We start from the raw sequence: 21,726 nt of genomic DNA, 5'->3' as shown, positions 1-21,726 counted from the left end.
ATACCCCCTACCGGAATGGAGTACATGATGAGTACCGAAAGCACAACACGAGGAGGCACCACCCGTTGGTGGGCACTCGCCTTGATCGCCACCGCGCAGTTCATGGTCATCATGGACACCTCGATCATCGGCGTGGCCCTGCCGCAGATGCAGGCCGACCTCGGGTTCACCCAGCACAACCTGTCGTGGGTGTTCAACGCCTACGTCATCGCCCTCGGCGGCCTACTCCTGCTCGGCGGCAGGTTGTCCGACCTGTTCGGCGCCCGCCGGATGTTCGCGACCGGTTGGCTCGTCCTGCTCGTCGGCTCACTCGTCGCCGGGCTCGCCACCAACGTCGGCATCGAACTGACCGGCCGCGCCATCCAGGGCGCCGGCTCCGCATTGATCGCCCCCTCTGCGCTGACATTGCTGATGATGATCTTCGGAGCGAACCCGAAGGAACTCACCAAGGCTCTCGCGCTTTACGGCGCAGCCGCCCCCGCCGGTGGCACCGCCGGTGTGTTCCTGGGCGGCGTGATCACCGAGTACATCTCGTGGCCCTGGGTCTTCTTCATCAACATCCCCATCGCCGCCGTCGCTCTCATCGCCACCCCGGCCCTGATGCCCGGCGGGGCGATGGGCGGCCGTGGCTCAGTAGACATCTTCGGAGCGCTGACCGTCACTCTCGGCCTCGCTGCCGCGGTGTACGGCATCGTCCGTGCCCCCGAGGTCGGCTGGGGCTCCGGCGAGACCTGGATCGCTCTCGGCGTAGCCGCGGCCCTGCTGGTGGCGTTCGTGGTCTCCCAGGCCGTGAGTCGTGAACCACTCATGCGGCTCTCGATCTTCCGCACTCCCAATCTGGGCGCGGCGAACCTCGCCCAGATACTGCTCGGCGGCGCGTGGATCCCGATGTGGTTCTTCCTCAACCTCTACTTGCAGCAGGTCCTCGACTACACCGCGTTCCCGTCGGGCGCCGCGCTTCTGCCGATGACCGCGCTGATCATGCTCGGCATGATCGTGCTCGCGCCCCGGATCATGGGTGCGTTCGGGCCGAAGGTCCCGATCGTCGCCGGACTGCTGATCCTCGCCATCGGTATGGGATGGCTATCGCTGATCCGTCCTGACGGCAACTTCTGGGTCGACGTGCTGCCGGCCTCTCTGGTCGCGGCACTCGGCATGTCATTGGCCTTCATCCCGTCGCTGGGCACCGCGATCTCGTCTGCCCGCCCAGAGGAGGGCGGTCTTGCCGCGGGCATCGTCAACACCAGTTACCAGGTCGGATCAGCGCTCGGGCTCGCCGCCATGACCGCGATCGCCGCTGCGTTCGGCGCCGATCAACTCGGCAATGCGCAGGCACTCACTGACGGATTCTCCGCCGCTTTCCTTGGCGCTGGCGCAATCGCTTTGGTCGGCTCCGGCATAGCTCTGGTCACGCTGCGGCGCACACCAGCCGCTGAGCCGGCGAAGGACACAGACGTGACTACGACCTGAACCAAGGTTCTCCCCATCCGAACCCGGCGGAACAAACCCGCCGGGTTCGGCGTGTGAACGCACCCGCGCGGCCTTCGGACCCTGACTCCGCATCCGCCTACCACCGCCGGTGCCGGCCGGCCTCAGCAGGCCTTCGGTGGGACGTGGCGCGGATCCGGGCGGCTGGGGATGCGGCGGCCGCGGCGCCTGTCGGCTCGGGTCTAGTCAGTGCGCCGGTGCGGTGCAGGGCGCCCAACGCGATCGTCGCCGCGGCGCCGATAGCGATCAGTACCGCCCAGATCAACCCGGGGAATCCCAGGCGAATGCCCAGCGAAAGGAGCGCACCGGTCCCCAGGTTGCCGGCGAGGATCCCGACGCCGACGACTGTGTTGTACAGCCCGTAGTGGGTGGCGACCAGCCGGTCGCCGGAGAGGTTGACCACGGTGTCCATCTCGAACGGAAAGACGGTCGCGGTCGCGATTGCCAGGCCGGCGGCAGCGATCAGCAGCGCGCCGGCAGCGGTGGCTTTTCCGGCTAGCGTTGCGGTCGGTACCACGAACAAGGGAACGAACGCGCTGGTCATCACCGCCATACCCACTCCCAGGCTGCGGGTGGGTCCGAATCGGCGGCGGAACCAGCTGGTGATCCGCAGTTGCCCGGCGACCGCGATGATTCCGGTGACCACGAACACCGCCGCCACCAGGTACGTCGACGACGGTTCACTGCCGGTGATCGCCGCCGCGTGCAGCGGCAGCGCCAAGTACACCTGGAACGAGAGGACATAAGAGCCGATCATCGCGCAGGCGAACAGGACGAACCGGCGGTTCCCGGCCACGATCCGCCAGTCCGCCAGCACCGAGCGCCGCGGCTCGCCGGCAGGTGCACCTTCGCGGCGATCGCGGGGCAGCGCGAGGATCTGCGCGACGGTCAGTGCGGCGAACACTACCGCGGCCACCAGTGAGGTCACGCGGAAGTCGAACGCCATGAGCAACACCCCCACCAGGGGGCCGACGAGGATCCCCGCCTGGTAGAAGATGTTGAAGATCGCGAACGCTTCGATGCGGCGGTCCCCGGCGTCAGCGGCGAGGTACGCCCGCACAGCGGGGTTGAACAATGCGCCGGCGAACCCGGTGGCCGCGGACGCGGCCAGCAGGGCGGGCAGGGAATCAACGGTGGCCAGCAGCCCGAATCCGACGGTCCGCAGCAGACACCCGGCGACGATCAGCGGTTTGTATCCGAGCCGGTCGGCGAGTGTGCCGCCGATGAGGAACATGCCTTGCTGTGAGAAATTGCGGATCCCCATCACCAGACCGATGGCCCACCCGGCGAGTCCGACGGGCCCGGCCAGGTATCCGGCGAGGTAGGGCATGAGCATGTAGAAGCCGAGGTTGATGGTGAACTGGTTGACCATCAACACCTGGCTGGGCCGGTCGAAGGTGCGGAACGTGGCGATCGGACCGGTCATCGCGCAGTGAGCGGGTCGCGCACGGCGCTGCAACGAGACCATCGGGTCACCACGGTCGCGGTGGGGTCGGCGATGGTCACGGGCGCCGATGGCGGCGCCACGGTCGGGTCGATGCCGTTGGCGTGGCAGTACTCGTCGCTGTACACGGTGCCGTAGTACCGCTGTGGGCCGTCGGGGAAGATCGCGGCGACGACCGTGTCCGGGGAGCGGGTACCGGCGATCCACCCGGCTACCTGTGCGACCGCTCCGACGCTCCAGCCGCCGGTGGCGTAGTGCGTCGATGCCAGGGTCCGGCACGCCCATACCGATTCCTCGGGGGCGACCCAATGCACCTCGGAGAACGCCGCGTAGTCGACATTGCCCGGGTAGATGCTCGAGCCGAGACCGCGCATGAGCCGCTTGTGCGCGGGTTGGCCGAAGATGGTCGATCCGATGGTGTCGACGCCCACGAGCTCGACGTCGGGCAGGAACTGCCGCAGAGTGCGGCTGATCCCCGCCGAGTGGCCCCCGGTGCCGACCGAGCAGACGAGGACGTCGATGTGCCCGAGCTGGGTGAGCAGTTCGAGCGCGAGCGGCTGGTAGGCGCTGACGTTGTCCGGGTTGGTGTACTGATCCGGGCACCAGGCCGTCGGATCGGCGGCCAGGAGCGATTGGACGCGGTCCCGGCGGGCCTGCTGCCACCCACCGCTCGGGTGCGGTTCGGTGACCATGTCCACCCGGGCGCCGTACGCGGCGAGCATCTGGGTGAGGATCGGTTCCAGTCCCGGGTCGGTCACCAACGTCACGGGATGATCGTGCACGATCCCCGCCAACGCCAAGCCGAGCCCCAGGGTGCCGCTGGTGGATTCGACGATCCGCGCTCCCGGCGCCAGATCGCCCCGTGCCTTGGCCCGCTCGACCATGTGCAGGGCAGGCCGGTCCTTCATCCCGCCGGGGTTGAAGCCCTCCAGTTTCGCCCAGAAACCATGCCCGGCGGGTGTGAACGGCTCTGCGATCCGCATCACCGGGGTGTTGCCCACCAAAGCGCCGGGCCGGTCCGAGGACGCCGTGGGCTCGCCGAACTGCCGGTACGGCAACGCCGGATGATGCAGCGGTACCGGCGGTTGTTGGGCGGGAACCGTAGTCGCGTGGAGGCTCACGTCGGGGTATTCCTTTCGGAGGGCGAAGCAGGATGTCGCAGGTGTGCGGCGACGCCGCCCGGCCACAGCAGAGGTCCGCTGCGGCACCGGCAGGGGCCAGCGGGGGCGGCGCGCCTGGGGCGCGCCCTGGTGAAAACGCGCCACATCGTGATCAGTCCGGTGAGGGGTGTCTGACCGCTTACGACTGTGCGTGCCCTAACCGGGCGGTTACGTATGCTCAAGATCAAGATTTGCTCAAGATCGCCGTCTCGGCTCGAACATCGGCATACCGTCAGGCCACGATGGGAGGCATGGATGCGATTGTTGCCGAGCCCAGGCCGGCGGCGGTGACTGAGCCGCGGCCGAAACTGGGCCTGCGCGCGATGGTCATCGAGGACGAACCCGACCTCGCCGAGGTCATCGCCGACTACCTCCAACGCAGCGGCTTCGACGTCGAGATCAGCGGCGACGGCGCCGCCGCGGTGGCCGCCGCGCATCGCCTGCCCCCGGACGTCGTCGTCCTCGACCTCGGCTTGCCCTCGCTGGACGGCGTCGAGGTCTGTCGGCAACTGCGCACCTTCTCCGATGCCTACGTGGTGATGGTCACCGCCCGCGCCGACGAGGTCGACACCCTCGTCGGCCTGTCCGTCGGAGCTGACGACTACCTGACCAAACCGTTCAGCCCCCGCGAGCTGATCGCCCGGATCGAAGCGATGCTCCGCAGGCCGCGCGCCGGAACCGTCAACGCCTCTGGCATGCCGCTGCCCGGGGAACGCCGGATCGACGAGCTGGTGATCGACCCGCAGGGGCGGGAAGTGAGCCTTGCGGGGACACCGATCGCGCTCACCCGCACTGAATTCGACCTGCTCGATGTGCTCTCCCGCCGACCAGGGATGGTGTTCAGCCGCGATCAGCTCCTCTCCGAGCTCTGGGGTCCCGGTTGGGTCGGCGACGCCCACGTCGTCGACGTCCACATCGCGAGCCTGCGTCGCAAGCTCGGTGACACCGCGGCCGAGCGCCGCTACATCCGCACCATTCGCGGGATCGGGTACCGAATGGGTGACGGCCGGTCGCAACGATGAGCACGCTGCTGTCCGGGCGGCGGGCCGGCGGGCGGCAACGTTCGGGGTTCACCACTCGCCTGTTCATCGCCCAAACCGTCGTGATCGCTGCCGGCGCTGCAAGCTCCGCTCTGGTTGCCTGGACGGTCGCGCCGCACCTGTTCCACACCCACATGGCCCACGCCGGCCTGCCCACCACATCCCCGCAGGCCAAGCACGTCGAGGAGGCGTTCGCCTCCTCGCTGATCGTGTCCGTGTCGGTCGCCCTGCTCTGCTCGGTGGTGCTGGCACTGGTGGTCAGCTGGCTGATCACCCGTCGGGTGCAGCGCTCGATCAGTGCCGTGGTCACCTCGACCGCGAACATCGCCGCCGGTAACCACGCCGTCCGAGTCCCGCCCAGCCGCCTGGGCCGTGAATTCAGCGACCTGACCCGCAGTGTCAACCGGCTGGCCGAGCAGCTCGATACCACCGAGGAGATCCGCCAGCAGATGCTCTCGGACCTCGCCCACGAACTCCGCACCCCGATCACTACGATCGCCGCGCAGATCGAAGCTGCCGAAGACGGCATCCGCACCCCCGGCGAGCAGATGTACGGCGTCATCCGCAGCGCCACCAGCAGGCTCAAACGCCTCGCCGACGACATCGATTCGGTCTCCCGCGCCGGCGAACGCCAACTGCGTGTCGAACCCGAACCGACCGCGGTCAACGACATCACCACCGCCGCGGTCCGCGAAGCGCAACCCGGCTACGACGACGCAGGTATCGACCTGATCGTCGGCCCGACCACCACGGATCTGGTCGCCGCGGACCGCACCCGCATCGGCCAGACCCTGGCGAACCTGCTCAGCAACGCCCGCCGACACACCCCACCCGGCGGTAGCGTCACCGTCAGCAGCCGACGCCGAGACCACAATCTCGTCGACATCCTCATCGACGACACCGGCGAAGGCATCGCCCCCGAACACCTCCCACACGTCTTCGACCGCTTCTACCGCACCGACACCTCCCGCAATCGCGACGCCGGCGGCAGCGGAATCGGACTGACCATCGCCCGTGCGCTCGCCGAAGCCCACGACGGATCCCTTACCGCCACCAGCCGCGGGCCCGGCCGGGGCGCCCAGTTCACGCTAACGTTGCCGATCTACCAGTGCCGCAGCGCCAAGCGTGGCTACCCAGCGCCGACCCCCGACACCACCGAGGTGCCGAACTCACCGCCCAGACAAACCCACCGCAGAGTCCCCCAGAGAATCCCGGCTAAAAGGAAGAACCCATGAATCCCAAGCGACTGTTCACCACGGCAGCTGTTACCGCCACCATCGTCCTCGCCACCACCGCCTGCGGCGACGGTATGTCGTCGATGAATCACGACACCAGCAGCACACCGGCCTCATCCCAAACGCAGATGCCCGCCGGGCATTCGATGAGCAGCACCCCGAGTTCGCCCCCCGCACCGCACCCCAGCATGCCGGGGATGCCAAACATGCCGGGGATGGACCACGGCAGCCCCTCCACCAGCCCCGCCGCGCCGTAGGCACCGCTGCTTGCCTCCATCTCTCGACTCGACCCAAGGGGATCACGCATGACACCGGTGACCAGACGAACAGCCCTGTTCGGCGGCCTCGCCGCCCTCGGCGTCGGAGCGCTCGCCGCGTGCGGCGACAACACCGCCAGCACGCCCGGCGGCGCCTCCCGTCCGCTGCAGGGTCCCCCGCTGCAAGCAACACCCCAGCCCGGGCAGAAGGTCGTTGAAACGACACTCACCGCCCGGGAGAGCACGGTCGACCTCGGTGGCATCACCGCTCGAACGTGGGCCTACGACGACGCCCTGCCGGGCAAGGTCATTCGCGCCAACGCCGGCGACTTCCTGCGCGTGGCCCTCGACAACAGGCTCCCCGCCGACACCAGCATCCACTGGCACGGCATCCGGCTGCGTAATCAGGCCGACGGCGTTCCCGGCGTCACCCAGGATCCGATTCGCCCCGGCGGGCGGTTCGTGTACGAGTTCACCGCCCCCGATGCCGGTACCCACTTCTTCCACCCGCACGTCGGCGCGCAACTCGACCGCGCGCTGTACGCGCCGATCATCATCGACGACCCCAACGAACCCGGCGCCTACGACGCCGAATGGATCGTCGTCCTCGACGACTGGACCGACGGCGTCGGTAAGAACCCCGACCAGATCCTCGCCGACTTCCAGGCCAAGACCGGCCCGATCAAACCCGGCATGGACATGGGCGGCATGGACCACTCCTCGATGCCCGGCATGAGCAGTTCCCGGCTCGGCGATGCCGGTGACGTGGTCTACCCGCACTACCTCATCAACGGCCGGATCCCGGCCGCACCCACCGAGTTCCGCGCCAAACCCGGACAACGCATCCGCCTGCGGATCATCAATGCCGGCTCCGACACCGTCTTCCGGGTCGCCCTCGGCGGACACACCCTGAGGGTCACCCACACCGACGGCCACCGAGTGCAGGACAAGCAGGCCCGTGCCCTGTTCGTCGCGATGGGCGAACGCTACGACGTGACCGTCACCGTCGGCGACGGCGTGTTCCCCCTCGTCGCCGCCGCCGAAGGCAAGAACGGCCAGGCACTCGCCGTCCTGCGCACGGGTTCCGGCGCTGCCCCCGCCCCGGACGTGCGTCCCGCCGAACTGGACGGCCCTGTGCTCCTCGGCGCCACCGAGCTCGCCGCCGCCGACTCCGCACGCCTGCCCGACCGTGAACCGGACTCGACGATCAAAGTCGCGCTCAACGGTCAGATGGACCCGTACGCCTGGGGCATCAACGGCAAGAAGCACGGCGAGGACAACCCGCTGACGGTCGGCAAGGGCCAACGACTGCGGATGCAGATCACCAACGAAACGATGATGCTGCACCCGATGCACATCCACGGCCACACCTGGTCACTGCCCGGCAGCGCCGGACTGCGCAAGGACACTGTGCTCATCAAACCGATGGGCTCAGTCGAGGTGGACCTCGACGCCGACAACCCCGGAACATGGGCCCTGCACTGCCACAACATCTATCACATGGAAATGGGCATGATGACCACCCTTAAATACACCTAGGGGGTGCTGCCCCGGCCGAGCCATCGTGTCAAGTGACCGTGGTCGGCCATACGCCAATTGGCGCCTCGACATCGACGCGCCGCCAGCGCAGAACTAGATGATCGTCTGGTAACTGCTCTGGGTGGACACAGCGCGCGCCTGGAACCGTGTGAGCACAGTATTCTCCCGGACCTTGATGTCGGTGAGCGGCAGGGATGCCAGGTGCGGGCGCAGCTCGTCGCGGTTGATGAACCGGTGTGGAGCGCCTTCGAGGTGGTGCAGCAGCCGCGCCGGTGCGCTGCCGAGTAGGTCGTACCCGACCAACATCCCACCGGGAGCGAGCACCCGCACGGCTTCGCCCAGGGCCTGCTCCCAATCGACGACGTGATGCAACATGATGAACGTGACGACGGTGTCGAAGCCGCCGTCCTCGAACGGCAGGGCGGTGGCGTCGGCGACCTGGGCGTGGGCGCGGTCACCGAACCGCCGCAGGCGATCAGCGGCGGTCGCGACCATCACCGGGTCGAAATCGGTGACTGTCACCTCCACGTCGTCGGGGCTGGTGGCGAGGATCTGTGCAGCCATCGCACCGCCCCCGCCGCCGATCTCTAGCACCCTGCCCCGCGGCTGGACGTTCTGCAGCGCCCACGGCAGCACCCACCTGCCGGTGACCGCCTCCCATGGAACACTGCGGCAGAACAGTGATTCGATCGTCGACATCGACGGCATACCAGCAGCTCCCACCATGCTCGCCCGGCCGCGAGCCCGCGGCCGGGAGTTTCTTCGTGATGATTCGATTACACCACAGAAGGCCGCTATCATCGCCGTATGGCGATGAATGAGTGTTCGGTGGCGGCCGGGGCTGGCCTCGATCCCGCGGTGGCGTTGTTCCACAGCCTCTCCGACGGCACCCGCCTGGCGATCGCGACTCGCCTGGCCCACGGCGGCGAAACTCGGGTGGCGGACCTGATGGCCGAGTTGGGGCTGGCGCAGTCGACCGTGTCCGCGCACGTGGCGTGCCTGCGGGACTGCGGTCTCGTCGAGGGCCGCCCGGAGGGCCGGCAGGTGTTCTACAGCCTGGCCCGGCCGGAGTTGATGGACCTGCTCGCCGCCGCGGAAAAGCTCTTGGCGGCCACCGGGAACGCGGTCGCGTTGTGCCCGAACTACGTCACGGACAGCGCCGCACCGTGCTGCGGAAGCGACGACGCGACCGCGGCCGGAACCGACGGAACTTCGGCGTCGGCGGCGAAGGCGGTGCGGCGATGAGCGATGCATGCGGCTGCGGGCACGACGAACCCGCCGGTGAGGACGAGCGGGCTCCGGAGCACTGGTGGCAGGTGCGGGAGCTGCAGGCCGCCGCCGCGGCCGCAGTGTTCCTGCTCGCCGCGTACATCGTCGGCTGGACCGGCGGCCCCCAACGCCTCACGCTGGTGTTGGAGTGGGTGGCGCTGCTGATCGGGGGATGGACGTTCGTCCCCTCCACGCTGCGCCGGTTGGCGAAGGGCAAGATCGGCGTCGGCACCCTGATGACCATCGCCGCGGTCGGCGCGGTGATCCTCGGCGAGGTCGGCGAAGCGGCGATGCTCGCCGTGCTGTTCTCCATCAGCGAGGGCCTCGAGGAGTACGCGGTTTCCCGCACCCGCCGCGGCCTGCGGGCCCTGCTGAACCTGGTCCCGGACACCGCGACTGTGCTCCGTGACGGGAGTCCGGTCACCGTTTCGCCGTCGGAGCTGGCGGTCGGGGACCTGATGCTGGTCAAACCCGGCGAGCGGATCGCCACCGACGGCACCATCACCGAAGGCCGCACCGCACTGGATGTTTCCGCGATCACCGGCGAATCCGTGCCTGTCGAAGCCGGTCCCGGTGACGAGGTGTTCGCCGGGTCGATCAACGGCACCGGCGCCCTGACCGTTCAGGTCACCACCACCGCGGAGAACAACTCCCTGGCCAAGATCGTGCAGATCGTCGAGGCCGAGCAGTCCCGCAAGGGCGACGCGCAGCGCCTGGCCGACACGATCGCCAAACCCCTGGTGCCGGCGATCATGATCTTCGCCGCCGCCATCGCCATCCTCGGATCCCTGCTCGGGGACCCGGCCACCTGGATCGCGCGGGCCCTGGTCGTGCTCGTCGCCGCCTCCCCGTGCGCGCTGGCGATCTCCGTGCCGGTGACCGTGGTCGCCGCGATCGGCGCCGCCAGCACGATCGGCGTCCTCGTCAAAGGCGGAGCCGCCCTCGAAGCCCTCGGCCGAGTCCGCACCGTCGCCCTCGACAAGACCGGCACCCTGACCGCGAACCGGCCCACCGTCGTCGACATCGCCACCGCCGACACCGCTCCTGCCAGCACCGGGAACAGCCTGAGCGGCGACCGCTCTCCGGGGCAGGAGCGGGTGCTCGCCGTCGCAGCGGCGCTCGAAGCGCACAGCGAACACCCGCTGGCCAGCTCGATCCTCGCCGCCCACGGCCAGACCACCGCGGCGGTCGATGTGCAGGCCGTTCCCGGGGCCGGTCTGATCGGACTCGTCGACGGCCGCCCCGCCCGCTTAGGGCGTCCCGGCTGGATCGAACCCGGCCCCCTCGCCGAGCGGATCGCGGCGATGCAGGCCGGCGGCGCCACCGCCGTCCTCGTCGAACACGACGGCCAAGTCATCGGGGCGGTCGCTGTCCGCGACGAGCTGCGCCCCGAAGCCGGCGAGGTGATCGCCCATCTGCACCGCAGCGGCGCCACCGTCGCGATGCTCACCGGCGACAACACCGCCGCCGCCACCGCCCTGGCGCGCATCGCCGGCATCGACGACGTGCACGCCGACCTGCGGCCCGAGGACAAGGCCCGCATCATTGGCGACCTCCGCCAGAGCGCGTTCACGGCGATGGTCGGCGATGGCGTCAACGACGCCCCCGCCCTGGCCACCGCCGACCTCGGCATCGCCATGGGCGCCATGGGATCCGACGTCGCGATCGAGACCGCCGACGTCGCCCTGATGGGCGAAGACCTCCGCACCCTCCCCCAGGCACTTGACCACGCCCGCCGGGCTCGCACGATCATGCTGCAGAACGTCGGCCTATCCCTCGGGCTGATCGCGATCCTCATCCCCCTCGCGTTGTTCGGGATCCTCGGTCTCGCCGCCGTCGTCGCCGTCCACGAACTCGCAGAGATCGTCGTCATCGCCAACGGGGTCCGCGCGGGCCGCGTGACCGCCCTGCGGTCGACACCGGCGTCCAAGCCCGAGCCGGTGGCTGCGCACGCGGCGTAGACGACCGACCGAGCCCTCAGGTGGTTATCGGGACACGCCAAGCCCTGCACGCTGGTGATGCGGCTGGTGTTCGCGGACCCAGTTCTGGGCGGCGACCTGCACGGCGTCCCACGGGGACCCGAGCGGCGGTGTGTAGGACAGGTCCAGCTCGGACAGGGCGTCGACGCTCATGCCGTGATGCAGGGCGATGGCGTAGGTGTCGACGCGCTTGGAGACCTCCGCCGTGCGATGGCCGATGAGCTGGGCGCCGAGCAGGATGCCGGTGTTCTCGTCGCCGGTGATGCGGATGCTGATCGGGGTGGCGCCCGGGTAGTAGGCCTTGTGATCATCCGGTGTGGACGTCGTCGACACCGGCACCCACCCCCGGCCGGCCGCTAGCGCTTCGGTCTCTTTGAGACCGGTGCGGGCGGCGACCAGGTCGAAGATCTTCACGACCTGGGTACCCAGCGAGCCGGCGACCCGGGCGGTGCCGCCGAGGGCGTTCTCACCGGCGACGCGGCCCTGCTTGTGCGCGGTGGTGCCGAGTGGCAGCCAGGTGATGCCGAGCTGGCGGTGGTGGGTGTGCACGGCATCGCCGGCGGCGAAGACGTCGGGCAGGTTGGTGCGCATCTGCTCGTCAACGGCGATCGTGCCCTTGATCCCGAGCTCGACGCCAGCTGCGGCAGCCAGCTCGGTGTCGGGGCGGACACCCACGACGACGAGCACCAAATCAGCGGTGACCTGGTCGGTCTCGCCGTCGCGGCTGGTGGTCACGGCCAGTGCGCCGGTGGCGGTGCGGTTGACGGCGGTGACCAGGGTCTTGGTGCGGACGTCGACCCCGTTGCGGACGAGTTCGTCGTGGACGAGGGCGCCGAGTTCGGGTTCGACGGTGGGCAGGACTTCGGGGAGGGCTTCGATCTGGGTCACGTGGATGCCGCGGGCGGTGAGCCCTTCGGCCATCTCGAGGCCGATGTAGCCGGCACCGATGATGATCGCGGTCTTCGGATCCTTGGTGGTGAGGGTGTTCATTACGGCGAAGGTGTCGCCCATCGAGTGCAGCAGGTGCACACCGTCGTCGGGCCCGAGATGGTCGAGTCCGGTGATCGGCGGCCGCACGGAGACGGCGCCGGTGCCGATGACGAGGGCGTCGTAGTCGAGGTCGCGGGTGGCGCCGTCGGGGCCGGTGACGGTCAGGCGGTGCCCGGCCGCGTCGATCGCGGTAGCTCTGGTGTCGGTGTGCACGGTCATGCCGGTCGCGGCGAGGTCGGCGGCGGTGCGGTGGGCGAGGTTGCTCCAGTGGGTGACCTCGCCGGAGACGTAGTACGGGATGCCGCAGATGGAGAAGTTCGGGTAGGCGTCGGCGACGACCACGGTGACCTCGGTGGTGGGGTCGAGTTCGCGGGCCCGCAGGGCAGCGGAGATCCCGGCGTCCGAGCCGCCGATGGCGATGATCTTGCGTGCAGACATGGGTATTTCGTTCCCTTCCAAGAACACAAGCGAGATGAGCAGGGCAGGCGGAACACAGCCGAGAGCCCGGCGAAGACGGGCCGTCGGCCAGATCAGAGACGGGGCGGGTCAGGTAGTGGCCGGCAGGAGGTCGGTGAGCAGGGCCTGGACGCGGCGGTCGAGGTCGTCGCGGATCAGGCGGACGGTGTCGATGGGGTGGTTGTCGGGGTCGGTGACCTGCCAGTCCAGGTACTGCTTGCCCGGGTAGACCGGGCAGGCGTCGCCGCAGCCCATCGAGATCACCACGTCCGCGGCGGCGACGACGTCGTCGGTGAGCGGTTTGGGGAACTCGGCGGCCAGGTCGAGGCCGACCTCGGACATGGCTTGCTCGACGACCGGGTTGATCGCCGCGGCTGGCAGTGAGCCGGCGGAGCGGACGTGCACAAGCCCTGCGCCGTGGTGGGTGAGCAGGGCTGCGGCCATCTGCGAGCGGCCTGCGTTGTGCACGCAGACGAACAGCACCTCCGGCACCGTCTTGCTGGTCGCACCCGTGGACTGCGCGAGTGCGGCGAGGCGTTCGGCGGCGAACCGGCCGGCCAGGGTCACCAGGTGGGTGTGGATGCGGGCAGTGCGCCGCAGCGCGGTGTAGGACTCGAAGACGACCCGTTCGACGGTCTGCTCGGAGACGATCCCGCGGTACTGGACCGCGAGCCGCTCCGCGGTCCGGCCGAGAAGCGCCTGGGGCATCAGCAGTTCCGGTGTGCGGGCCGGTTCGGTGGTGGCGTTCATTCCTATGCTCCCGTTCGTCCGATCCCGGCCTGCAGGGGTGCTACCGGGCGGTGAGTTCGGCGGCCAGCGCGGTCACGCGGGCGGCGATGTCGTCGCGGACCAGACGCATCCGCTCGATCCCGTCGATGCCCCGATCCGACGGCTCGTCAGTGTCCCAGTTCACCAGCGCCACACCGTCAGGCGTCTCGACGACCGCTTCGCGGCCGAGGGTGACCACCAGATCCACCCGGGAAAGCAGCTCAGGGTCGATCGGCTTCGGGGTCTCACCGGTGATGTCGACGCCGACCTCAGCGAGAGACTCGGCGGACAGGCCGTTGACCGCGGCCCCAGGCTTGGTGCCGGCCGAGTACACGGCGACCGCGTCGCCAGCGGCCTTGCGCATCAGGCCCGCAGCCATCTGCGACTTGCCGCCGTTCTTCACGCACACGAACAGCACACTCGGCGTGCCGGTCTCGGTCCCGGCGGCGGTATCAGGCATGGTCTGGTTGTCGGGCATCAGTTCACGCTCCTGGACGAATCAGCTGCGGTAGCAGTGGAGGACAGGGACAGAGGGAATCGTTTACGCAGTGCCAGCGAGACATAGACGAGAGCTACCAGTACTGGGACCTCGATCAGCGGGCCGACGACTCCGGCGAGGGCTTGGCCGGAGGTGGCGCCGTAGGTGGCGATCGCGACGGCGATGGCGAGCTCGAAGTTGTTGCCCGCTGCGGTGAACGCCAGCGTGGTCGTGCGCTCGTAGCCCAGGCCCATGACGGCGCCGAGCAGGTAGCCGCCGCCCCACATGATCGCGAAGTACACCAGCAGCGGCACTGCGATCCGGGCGACGTCCCAGGGGCGGGAGGTGATCTGCTCGCCCTGGAGGGCGAAGAGGATGACGATGGTGAACAGCAAACCGTAGAGGGCCCACGGGCCGATCTTCGGGAGGAACGTCGACTCGTACCAGTCGCGGCCCTTGGTCTTCTCGCCGATCCGGCGGGAGAGGTATCCGGCGAGGAGTGGGATGCCGAGGAAGATCAGCACGGACTTCGCGATCTGCCACGGCGAGGTGCTGATGGTCGTCTGCTGCAAGCCCAGCCAGCCGGGGAGGATCGAGAGGTAGAACCACCCCAGGACGGCGAACATGATCACCTGGAACACCGAGTTCAGCGCGACCAGGACGGCGGCGGCTTCGCGGTCGCCGCAGGCCAGGTCGTTCCAGATGATGACCATGGCGATGCAGCGGGCGAGGCCGACGATGATCAGGCCGGTGCGGTATTCGGGCAGGTCGGGCAGGAATATCCAGGCCAGGGCGAACATCAACGCCGGGCCGAGCACCCAGTTCAGCAGCAGCGAGCCGAGGAGCAGCTTGCGGTCGCCGGTGACGGTGTCGAGCCGGTCGTAGCGGACCTTCGCCAGCACCGGGTACATCATGATCAGCAGGCCGATCGCGATCGGCAGGGAGACACCGTCGACCTGGATCTTCTCCAGCGCGGTGTTCAGGCCCGGAATCATCCGGCCGAGCAGCAGGCCGGCGACCATGGCGACGCCGATCCACACCGGCAGGAACCGGTCGAGGGTGGAGAGTTTGCCGACCACCGGCTGATGCTCGGCGGTCGGGGCGGGGCTGGTCACGAAAGAACCTCCATCGAGGTGGCGGGTTCGCCGGACTGCAGGATCCCGGCGAGCGAGGACAGGACGTCGGGGACGACGCGGTAGTACACCCACGAGGCGCGGCGCTCGGACTCGAGCAGCCCCGCGGTCTTGAGGACCTTGAGGTGATGCGAGATCGTCGGCTGCGAGACGTCCACAGCCGGCGAGATGTCACACACGCACGCCTCGCCGTTCTCGTGGCTGGCGATCAAGCTGAACAGCCGCAACCGAATCGGGTCGGCGAGAGCCTTGAACACCGCCGCCAGATCGACGGACTGCCCTTCCGATAAGGGTTCGCGGACCAGCGGTGAGCACCGCACGGTCACGTCGGTCAACGGAAGCGAATTCGACACACATCAATATTGACAGACGTCGATCTCGAACGCAATATGGTCGCGGTCCGCCGCGACGGGCTCAGCGGTCGAGAATCTCCCCGGACAGTTCGTTGATCACCACGCGGAGGCGGGCGAGTTCCTCGACACCGGCCGAGGTGGCTGTGTAGACGCGTCGCACCCGGCCGTCAACGAGGTGCTCTGAGGAGCGAAGGAGTCCGCCGTCTTCGAGGCGTTGCAGCAGCGGATAGAGGGTTCCGGGTGAGATGCGGTAGCCGTGGTGCGCGAGTTCCTCGGCCATCCACGCGCCGTAGACACCGCCGTCTTCGGCGGCATGGTGCAGGACATGGACCGGCACAGCGCCGCGCAGAAGTTCGCGCACCAAGTCCATGTCGGGCACCCTACCGAACGTCGCCTCGCCTGCCCGAGAGCCGCTGACGGATCACGTAGACGGCGCCACCGAGTCCTGCCACCGCCGCTCCGGCCGCGACCGATTGCCAGGGCAGCGTGAACGCGAGCAGCACGCACCCGCCGGCCCCGACGACAGGTATCAGTCGCGCGGGCCGCCCCTCATCGGGACTGAGCGTCCACGCCGATGCGTTGGCGATGGCGTAATAGAGCAAGACACCGAACGAGGAGAAGCCGATCGCCCCGCGCACATCGACCGCGAGCACCAGCACAGCGACGACGACACCGACAGCGAACTCGGCGTGGTGCGGCACCTGGAACCGCGGATGCACCGCCGCCAAGGCGGCCGGTAGGTGTCCGTCGCGGGCCATCGCGAGGGCGGTGCGCGAGACGCCGAGGATCAGCGATAGCAGCGACCCGAGCGCCGCAACGGCACCTCCGATCGCGACGGCCACGACCAGCCCGGGCACTTCGGTCGCCCGGGCGACATCGGTGAGCGGCGCGATCGATGCGGCCATCACCTCCGGTCCGAGGACCGCGAGCGCGGTCGTGGCGACCGCCGCGTAGACCAGCAGCGCCAGGCCTAGTGCTGTCGGGATCGCCAGCGGGATCGTGCGCTGCGGATCCCGGACCTCTTCGCCGAGCGTCGCGATCCGCGCGTACCCGGCGAAAGCGAAGAACAACAACCCCGCAGCCTGCAACACCCCGTACACGGTCACATCTGAACCGATCGCCAACTTGCCCGCGACGAGGGCGCCGACCCCGTTTGCGGAGACGACCACCGCGGTGAGGACAGCGAGCACCACGGCGACGATCACTCGGGTCAGGATCGCCGACTTCTGCACCCCGCGGCAATTGACCGCGGTCAACGCCACAACGGCGGCCACCGCAACAGTGCGAGCGTGCTCCGGCCACGCGTACGCACCGACGGTCAGCGCCATCGCCGCACACGAGGCCGTCTTACCGACCACGAAGCTCCACCCACCCAGGTAACCCCAGAACGGCCCCAGGCGCTCACGCCCGTAGACGTAGGTGCCGCCCGACTGGGGATACCGCGCCGCCAACCGCGCTGAAGCGACCGCATTGCAATACGCCACCACCGCCGCAACCAGCAGGCCTATCAGGAGGCCAGATCCTGCGGTGGCTGCCGCGGGACCGAGAGCGGCGAAGATCCCCGCGCCGATCATCGATCCGAGACCGATCACGACCGCGTCACCCAGACCGAGTCGCCGCGCCAACCCGCTGTTCGCTGCCTCTGTAGCCATCGCACCCGCCTCCGCTCAACGACCGTACGTCCGAGAACGATAGCCGATATCTACATCCGATATCGCTGGCCGAGGCGTCGTTGCTCGGATGTTCGTCACGAGTTCACCGACAACGTGCGCGCAGTCGCCTCTGAACCGCGCGCTTTCCCGAACGGTGCGGCGGGAGCGGCGATGGGTTCGTCGTCGTCGTATCGGCATCTGTACCCGATCACCAGCGGTGGCGGTCCCATCCCGCAGGTCTCGTTCATCGTGCCGACGGGGGATCGCCCGCAAACGAGGCGGCCGGGGGCATATTCGATACCGCGGCACCTTAGTGCCATTCGTCCTGACTTGCTGCGGGTCGATCGCGACTTGTCACAATGGAGCAGTTATCCTTCAGCCATGAGTCAGTCGCTGCCTGCATGTCCGGAGTGTGCCGAGATGTACACCTACTTGCAGGGAGGGCTACTGGTTTGCCCGATGTGTGGTCACGAATGGGCAGCGAATAGAGACACGCCCAGCACAACGCCCCACAATGACGAAGTGAAGGACTCCGTTGGGAATGTACTGAATGACGGAGACGCGATCACTGTGGTAAAGACTATCAAGGTCAAAGGCGGTGGTGGCGGCACAATCAAGGCTGGCACCAAGGTCCGAAATATCCGGCTGATTACAGACGGTGTCGGCGAACACGATATTGATGCGACTGTCCCAGGTTTCGGGCGAATGCAACTAAAATCTAGTATCGTGAAGAAGTCCCTCTGACCACCGCCGCTGGCCCGCAGCCAAACACGCCCACCACGTCGCGTTCAGCTAATTCTTCACCCCACCACGAAGTTCGATGAATGCCCGGCTTCGTCCGTCAGCGCAGGCTAATGACTCTCGCCACCGAAGGTGGGTCGCCTCTCCCGCTAGCACGTCGGCTCGTTCCGAGCGCACGAACTCGTCATTTCACCACCATCGGGTCGAGATGGGCTCCCTTTGCTTGCCCGCTGCGACAATACACTGTGCCATTTTCGGCAGAGCCTCAAATAGGTTAGATGGCGGGCGCGTTCACGTCATTCTCGCTACCTACTGCGTCGCAAATCCGCCAATCGGTTACCTAATTATCAAACCGGCGCTTCGACAGCTCGATCGGACACTGGTGGCGCGCCTCGCGTCAAGCGGCGTTCCCTCACCCAGCCTGCGTCTTGCCGTTTAGAACATGTTCTAGTACGTTGCCTTACGTGGTCGCGCTCCGGCGACTAGGAGTCAGTGTGACTCTGTGGCATGTCAGTTGTCGTCGGATTAGCGCACCGCGATCGAGAACGTGCTCGACCCAATCGGGGCGAGCCGAGAATGTGAGGAACGATCGATATGGGCATCCCCGTCATCGTCGACGCCGTCCGCAGCCCCATCGGCAAGCGGGGCGGCTGGCTGAGCGGACTGCACCCCGCCGAACTCCTCGGCGGCACCGTCACCGCACTCCTCGACCACGCGGGCGTCGACCCCGCCCAGGTCGAGCAGATCATCGGCGGCAACGTCACCCAGGCCGGCGAGCAGGCCGGCAACATCACGCGCACGGCCTGGCTCAACGCCGGCCTGCCGGAGCTGACCGGCGCCACCACCATCGACGCGCAGTGCGGCTCCGCACAGCAGGCCACAGGCCTGATCGCGGGCCTCATCGCCACCGACGCGATCGAGGTCGGCGTCTCCTGCGGCGTCGAATCCATGAGCCGCATCCCCCTGGGCGCGAACCGACCGGAGGGCCTCGGCAACTCCCGGCCCCCGTCGTGGACCATCGACATGCCCAACCAGTTCCTCGCCGCCGAGCGCATCGCCGAGCGCCGCGGCCTCACCCGCGAGGACATCGACGCCTTCGGCCTCGCCTCCCAGCGCAAAGCCCTGCAGGCCTGGACCGAAGGCCGCTTCGACCGCGAGGTCGTCTCGCTCAAAGCGCCCGCCATGGCCGACGGCGCGCCGACCGGCGAGACCATCGAGGTCTCCCGCGACCAGGGCCCGCGCGAGAGCACCGCCGAGGGGCTCGCCAAGCTCAAGCCCATGCTCGACGGGGGCCGACACACCGCCGGGACCTCCTCCCAGGTGTCCGACGGTGCCGCCGCCGTCCTGCTCATGGACTCCGACCGCGCCGCCGCACTCGGCCTCACGCCGCGCGCCCGCATCGTCTCGCAGGCCCTCGTCGGCGGCGAACCCTACTACCACCTCGACGGGCCCATCCGCGCCACCGAGCGCGTGCTCGAGCGCTCCGGCCGATCGCTGATCGACATCGACCTATTCGAGGTCAACGAGGCCTTCGCCTCCGTCGTCCTGTCCTGGCAGCAGGTGATCGGCCCCGACCCGGACAAGGTCAACGTCAACGGCGGCGCCATCGCGCTCGGCCACCCCGTCGGCTCCACCGGCGCCCGCCTCATCACCACCGCGCTGCACGAACTGGAGCGGCGCGACGCCTCGACCGCCCTCATCGCGATGTGCTGCGGCGGCGCCATGGCCACCGGCACCATCATCGAGCGGATCTGAGCCGATGCGCGCCGCGCTGACTGCGCGTCCACGAACGGCATATGGGTCGGCTTCTGCGCCAGTGGCGATCCTCGAACTCGGGATCGCCAGCCCCGAGAAGGAGCAGTCATGACCGATCTCGCCCCCGGCGCCTACATCCTGGACGCGGTGCGCACCCCGTCCGGCAAGCGCGGCGGTTCCCTGTCGACGGTGCACTCCGCAGACCTCGGCGCGCACGTCCTGCGCGCCTCGGTCCTGCGCTCCGGCGTCGACCCGCAGCTCGTCGACGACGTCATCATGGGCTGCTGCGACACCATCGGCCCGCAGTCCGGCAACATCGCCCGCACGTCCTGGCTCGCCGCCGGCCTGCCCGAGCACGTCCCCGGGGTCACCGTCGACCGGCAGTGCGGATCGAGCCAGCAATCGGTCCACTTCGCCGCGCAGGCGATCCTCTCCGGTACCGCCGACGCGGTGGTCGCCGCCGGCGTGCAGAACATGAGCGCGATCCCCATCAGCGCCGCCATGCTCGCCGGCCGCGAGTACGGCTTCGACGACCCGTTCTCCGGATCGATCGGCTGGCGCGAGCGCTACGGCGACGTCGAGGTCTCCCAGTTCACCAGCGCCGACATGATCGCCACCAAGTGGGGCGTCTCCCGCGCCCGCACGGAGGAGTTCGCGCTCGCCAGCCACGAGCGGGCGATCGCCGCGATCGACGAGGGCCGGTTCGCCGCGGAGATCGCCCCGGTCGAGGGCTTCGCGGTGGACGAGACGCCCCGTCGGGGAACCACACTGGAGAAGATGGCCGAGCTCGCCCCGCTCGCCGAGGGCTCCGCCATCACCGCCGCCGTCGCCAGCCAGATCGCCGACGGCACCGCCGCCGTCATGGTGGCCTCCGCCGACTTCGTCCAGCGCCACGGGCTACGACCCCGGGCGCGGATCCACCACATCTCGGTCCGCGCCGCGGACCCGGTCTGGATGCTCACCGGCCCGATCCCCGCCACGCAGCACGCACTGCAGAAGACCAGGCTCACCGTGGACGACATCGACCTCTTCGAGTGCAACGAGGCCTTCGCCTCCGTACCGCTGGCATGGATGGACGAGCTCGGAATCCCGCACGAGAAGGTCAACGTCAACGGCGGCGGCATCGCCCTGGGGCACCCGCTGGGCGCCACCGGAGCCAAGCTCATGACCACCCTGCTCCACGAGCTCGAGCGCCGCGGCGGCCGCTACGGACTCCAGACGATATGCGAGGGCGGCGGCACCGCCAACGTCACCATCATCGAGCGGATCGAGCTTTCACGCCGGATTTACTAGCAACATGCCCGCGCTGTCGCCCACCCATCTCGTGAATCCACCTCCAATACCGCCTGGATCTCGCCACGGCGCTGGCCGTCCGACCCGGGATGTGGCTCTGCGGCGCGCACCGTCGACCCCGGGAAGGCGAGAGGCCCGGCATCACCCGTGGGTGATGCCGGACCTCTCAGTGTTGCTGGGGCTCAGTGAGTCCTACTCGTAGGTCTCGCCGGCCTCGGCCTTGGCGACCAGGGAGGCGGGCGGGGTGAACTGCTCGCCGTACTTGGTCAGCTCCTGCGCGCGGGCGACGAAGGCCTTGGGGCCCACGGTTCCGTTCGCGCCCTCGTAGCCGTTGATGAACTGCAGCACGCCGCCGGTCCAGGCGGGGAAGCCGATGCCGAAGATCGAGCCGATGTTGGCGTCGGCGACGGAGTCCATGACGCCCTCGTCGAAGCAGCGCACCGTCTCGAGCGACTCGGCGAAGAGCATCCGGTCGATCATGTCCTGCAGCGGGATGTCCTGCCCGGCGGGCAGGAGGTCCTTCAGGCCGGGCCACAGACCGGTGCGCTTGCCGTCCACGTAGTCGTAGAAGCCGGCGCCGTCCTTGCGGCCGGTGCGGCCCGCGTCGACCATCGCGTCGACGACGGCGTCGCTGCCGTGCGCGGGCAGCGGGTTGCCGGCGGCCTCGGCGGCGGCGCGGGTCTCCTTGCGGATCTT

The 21,726-nt window shown here is 68.7% G+C and carries 20 protein-coding genes and 1 pseudogene; 9 read left to right on the top strand and 12 right to left on the bottom strand.

Features of this window, described 5'->3' with window-relative positions:
• Nucleotides 1-27 precede the first annotated feature (27 nt).
• The gene (locus AXK61_RS14925; RefSeq protein ID WP_068746112.1) at nt 28-1,470 is read left to right on the top strand and encodes an MFS transporter; all 1,443 of its coding nucleotides are present in this window, start codon (nt 28-30) and stop codon (nt 1,468-1,470) included.
• A gap of 97 nt (nt 1,471-1,567) precedes the next feature.
• On the opposite strand, the gene AXK61_RS14920 is transcribed toward AXK61_RS14925, so the two are convergent.
• Both AXK61_RS14920 and AXK61_RS14915 read right to left on the bottom strand, forming a co-directional pair.
• Nucleotides 1,568-2,914, bottom strand: coding sequence for an MFS transporter (locus AXK61_RS14920; RefSeq protein ID WP_068746072.1), 1,347 nt, complete (start codon nt 2,912-2,914; stop codon nt 1,568-1,570).
• Nucleotides 2,911-3,990 carry a PLP-dependent cysteine synthase family protein gene (locus tag AXK61_RS14915; RefSeq protein WP_068746070.1) on the bottom strand — a complete coding sequence of 360 codons (1,080 nt, stop codon included), beginning with the start codon at nt 3,988-3,990 and terminating at the stop codon, nt 2,911-2,913. The genes AXK61_RS14920 and AXK61_RS14915 overlap by 4 nt, the downstream gene beginning before the upstream one ends.
• 353 nt (nt 3,991-4,343) lie before the next feature.
• Between AXK61_RS14915 and AXK61_RS14910 the strand changes: the two genes are divergently transcribed.
• A complete protein-coding gene (locus tag AXK61_RS14910) occupies nt 4,344-5,114 on the top strand; it encodes a response regulator transcription factor (protein WP_068746068.1) in 771 nt (256 codons plus the stop codon).
• Nucleotides 5,111-6,367 (top strand): sensor histidine kinase, encoded by a 1,257-nt coding sequence (locus AXK61_RS14905; protein WP_068746067.1) that lies wholly within the window; start codon nt 5,111-5,113, stop codon nt 6,365-6,367. The genes AXK61_RS14910 and AXK61_RS14905 overlap by 4 nt, the downstream gene beginning before the upstream one ends.
• A gap of 88 nt (nt 6,368-6,455) precedes the next feature.
• On the opposite strand, the gene AXK61_RS14900 is transcribed toward AXK61_RS14905, so the two are convergent.
• A complete protein-coding gene (locus AXK61_RS14900; RefSeq protein ID WP_068746066.1) occupies nt 6,456-6,644 on the bottom strand; it encodes a hypothetical protein in 189 nt (62 codons plus the stop codon).
• Between the two features lie 28 nt (nt 6,645-6,672).
• Between AXK61_RS14900 and AXK61_RS14895 the strand changes: the two genes are divergently transcribed.
• The gene (locus AXK61_RS14895) at nt 6,673-8,163 is read left to right on the top strand and encodes a multicopper oxidase family protein (RefSeq protein ID WP_068746065.1); all 1,491 of its coding nucleotides are present in this window, start codon (nt 6,673-6,675) and stop codon (nt 8,161-8,163) included.
• Between the two features lie 93 nt (nt 8,164-8,256).
• Here the strand turns inward: AXK61_RS14895 and AXK61_RS14890 are convergent, their stop codons facing one another.
• Nucleotides 8,257-8,862 carry a class I SAM-dependent methyltransferase gene (locus AXK61_RS14890; RefSeq protein ID WP_231855559.1) on the bottom strand — a complete coding sequence of 202 codons (606 nt, stop codon included), beginning with the start codon at nt 8,860-8,862 and terminating at the stop codon, nt 8,257-8,259.
• Between the two features lie 108 nt (nt 8,863-8,970).
• On the opposite strand from AXK61_RS14890, the gene AXK61_RS14885 reads away from it, so the two are divergent.
• Together AXK61_RS14885 and AXK61_RS14880 are read left to right on the top strand one after the other, a co-directional pair.
• Nucleotides 8,971-9,408: an ArsR/SmtB family transcription factor gene (locus AXK61_RS14885; RefSeq protein WP_068746061.1), complete on the top strand. Its 438-nt coding sequence runs from the start codon at nt 8,971-8,973 to the stop codon at nt 9,406-9,408.
• Nucleotides 9,405-11,393 carry a heavy metal translocating P-type ATPase gene (locus AXK61_RS14880; RefSeq protein ID WP_068746110.1) on the top strand — a complete coding sequence of 663 codons (1,989 nt, stop codon included), beginning with the start codon at nt 9,405-9,407 and terminating at the stop codon, nt 11,391-11,393. The genes AXK61_RS14885 and AXK61_RS14880 overlap by 4 nt, the downstream gene beginning before the upstream one ends.
• 24 nt (nt 11,394-11,417) lie before the next feature.
• On the opposite strand, the gene AXK61_RS14875 is transcribed toward AXK61_RS14880, so the two are convergent.
• The 7 genes from AXK61_RS14875 to AXK61_RS14845 all read right to left on the bottom strand — a co-directional run bounded on the left by AXK61_RS14875 (nt 11,418) and on the right by AXK61_RS14845 (nt 17,241).
• Nucleotides 11,418-12,839, bottom strand: coding sequence for an FAD-dependent oxidoreductase (locus AXK61_RS14875; protein WP_068746058.1), 1,422 nt, complete (start codon nt 12,837-12,839; stop codon nt 11,418-11,420).
• A gap of 108 nt (nt 12,840-12,947) precedes the next feature.
• Entirely contained in the window at nt 12,948-13,607 is a 660-nt protein-coding gene (locus tag AXK61_RS14870; protein WP_068746056.1) for an arsenate reductase/protein-tyrosine-phosphatase family protein, read from the bottom strand.
• A gap of 40 nt (nt 13,608-13,647) precedes the next feature.
• A complete protein-coding gene (locus tag AXK61_RS14865; RefSeq protein WP_068746054.1) occupies nt 13,648-14,103 on the bottom strand; it encodes an arsenate-mycothiol transferase ArsC in 456 nt (151 codons plus the stop codon).
• A complete protein-coding gene (arsB, locus tag AXK61_RS14860) occupies nt 14,103-15,218 on the bottom strand; it encodes an ACR3 family arsenite efflux transporter (RefSeq protein WP_068746052.1) in 1,116 nt (371 codons plus the stop codon). Before arsB ends, AXK61_RS14865 begins: the two co-directional genes overlap by 1 nt.
• On the bottom strand, nt 15,215-15,589 hold the full coding sequence (locus tag AXK61_RS14855) for an ArsR/SmtB family transcription factor (protein ID WP_068746050.1): 375 nt from the start codon (nt 15,587-15,589) through the stop codon (nt 15,215-15,217). Before AXK61_RS14855 ends, arsB begins: the two co-directional genes overlap by 4 nt.
• Nucleotides 15,590-15,650: 61 nt before the next feature.
• Nucleotides 15,651-15,950, bottom strand: a complete 300-nt coding sequence (locus tag AXK61_RS14850) for a PadR family transcriptional regulator (RefSeq protein WP_068746108.1) — start codon at nt 15,948-15,950, stop codon at nt 15,651-15,653.
• A 19-nt stretch (nt 15,951-15,969) separates the two neighbouring features.
• Nucleotides 15,970-17,241 carry an APC family permease gene (locus AXK61_RS14845; RefSeq protein WP_068746049.1) on the bottom strand — a complete coding sequence of 424 codons (1,272 nt, stop codon included), beginning with the start codon at nt 17,239-17,241 and terminating at the stop codon, nt 15,970-15,972.
• Nucleotides 17,242-17,622: 381 nt separating this feature from the next.
• Here AXK61_RS14845 and AXK61_RS24425 point away from each other — a divergent pair, with 381 nt between their 5' ends.
• The 3 genes from AXK61_RS24425 to AXK61_RS14835 all read left to right on the top strand — a co-directional run bounded on the left by AXK61_RS24425 (nt 17,623) and on the right by AXK61_RS14835 (nt 21,030).
• Entirely contained in the window at nt 17,623-17,985 is a 363-nt protein-coding gene (locus AXK61_RS24425; protein WP_082789360.1) for a zinc ribbon domain-containing protein YjdM, read from the top strand.
• Nucleotides 17,986-18,576: 591 nt separating this feature from the next.
• A complete protein-coding gene (locus tag AXK61_RS14840; protein ID WP_068746048.1) occupies nt 18,577-19,737 on the top strand; it encodes a steroid 3-ketoacyl-CoA thiolase in 1,161 nt (386 codons plus the stop codon).
• A 108-nt stretch (nt 19,738-19,845) separates the two neighbouring features.
• The gene (locus tag AXK61_RS14835) at nt 19,846-21,030 is read left to right on the top strand and encodes an acetyl-CoA C-acetyltransferase (RefSeq protein WP_068746047.1); all 1,185 of its coding nucleotides are present in this window, start codon (nt 19,846-19,848) and stop codon (nt 21,028-21,030) included.
• Between the two features lie 192 nt (nt 21,031-21,222).
• On the opposite strand, the pseudogene AXK61_RS25430 reads toward AXK61_RS14835, so the two are convergent.
• Nucleotides 21,223-21,726 (bottom strand): annotated as a pseudogene (locus AXK61_RS25430) (3-hydroxyacyl-CoA dehydrogenase); the annotation flags it as partial.

Source organism: Tsukamurella pseudospumae (assembly GCF_001575205.1).
GTDB classification, from domain to species: Bacteria; Actinomycetota; Actinomycetes; order Mycobacteriales; family Mycobacteriaceae; genus Tsukamurella; species Tsukamurella pseudospumae.
Note: the sequence above shows the minus strand (reverse complement) of the source record. Positions and strands in the feature narration are given on the sequence as shown.

Bases quoted from the DNA above. Each gene is read 5' to 3' on its own strand.
- AXK61_RS14925 (WP_068746112.1), top strand. From the start codon at position 28: ATGAGTACCGAAAGCACAACACGAGGAGGCACCACCCGTTGGTGGGCA.
- AXK61_RS14920 (WP_068746072.1), bottom strand. From the start codon at position 2,914: ATGACCGGTCCGATCGCCACGTTCCGCACCTTCGACCGGCCCAGCCAG.
- AXK61_RS14910 (WP_068746068.1), top strand. From the start codon at position 4,344: ATGGATGCGATTGTTGCCGAGCCCAGGCCGGCGGCGGTGACTGAGCCG.
- AXK61_RS14905 (WP_068746067.1), top strand. From the start codon at position 5,111: ATGAGCACGCTGCTGTCCGGGCGGCGGGCCGGCGGGCGGCAACGTTCG.
- AXK61_RS14900 (WP_068746066.1), bottom strand. From the start codon at position 6,644: ATGGAGGCAAGCAGCGGTGCCTACGGCGCGGCGGGGCTGGTGGAGGGG.
- AXK61_RS14895 (WP_068746065.1), top strand. From the start codon at position 6,673: ATGACACCGGTGACCAGACGAACAGCCCTGTTCGGCGGCCTCGCCGCC.
- AXK61_RS14890 (WP_231855559.1), bottom strand. From the start codon at position 8,862: ATGTCGACGATCGAATCACTGTTCTGCCGCAGTGTTCCATGGGAGGCG.
- AXK61_RS14885 (WP_068746061.1), top strand. From the start codon at position 8,971: ATGGCGATGAATGAGTGTTCGGTGGCGGCCGGGGCTGGCCTCGATCCC.
- AXK61_RS14880 (WP_068746110.1), top strand. From the start codon at position 9,405: ATGAGCGATGCATGCGGCTGCGGGCACGACGAACCCGCCGGTGAGGAC.
- AXK61_RS14875 (WP_068746058.1), bottom strand. From the start codon at position 12,839: ATGTCTGCACGCAAGATCATCGCCATCGGCGGCTCGGACGCCGGGATC.
- AXK61_RS14870 (WP_068746056.1), bottom strand. From the start codon at position 13,607: ATGAACGCCACCACCGAACCGGCCCGCACACCGGAACTGCTGATGCCC.
- AXK61_RS14865 (WP_068746054.1), bottom strand. From the start codon at position 14,103: ATGCCCGACAACCAGACCATGCCTGATACCGCCGCCGGGACCGAGACC.
- AXK61_RS14845 (WP_068746049.1), bottom strand. From the start codon at position 17,241: ATGGCTACAGAGGCAGCGAACAGCGGGTTGGCGCGGCGACTCGGTCTG.
- AXK61_RS24425 (WP_082789360.1), top strand. From the start codon at position 17,623: ATGAGTCAGTCGCTGCCTGCATGTCCGGAGTGTGCCGAGATGTACACC.
- AXK61_RS14840 (WP_068746048.1), top strand. From the start codon at position 18,577: ATGGGCATCCCCGTCATCGTCGACGCCGTCCGCAGCCCCATCGGCAAG.
- AXK61_RS14835 (WP_068746047.1), top strand. From the start codon at position 19,846: ATGACCGATCTCGCCCCCGGCGCCTACATCCTGGACGCGGTGCGCACC.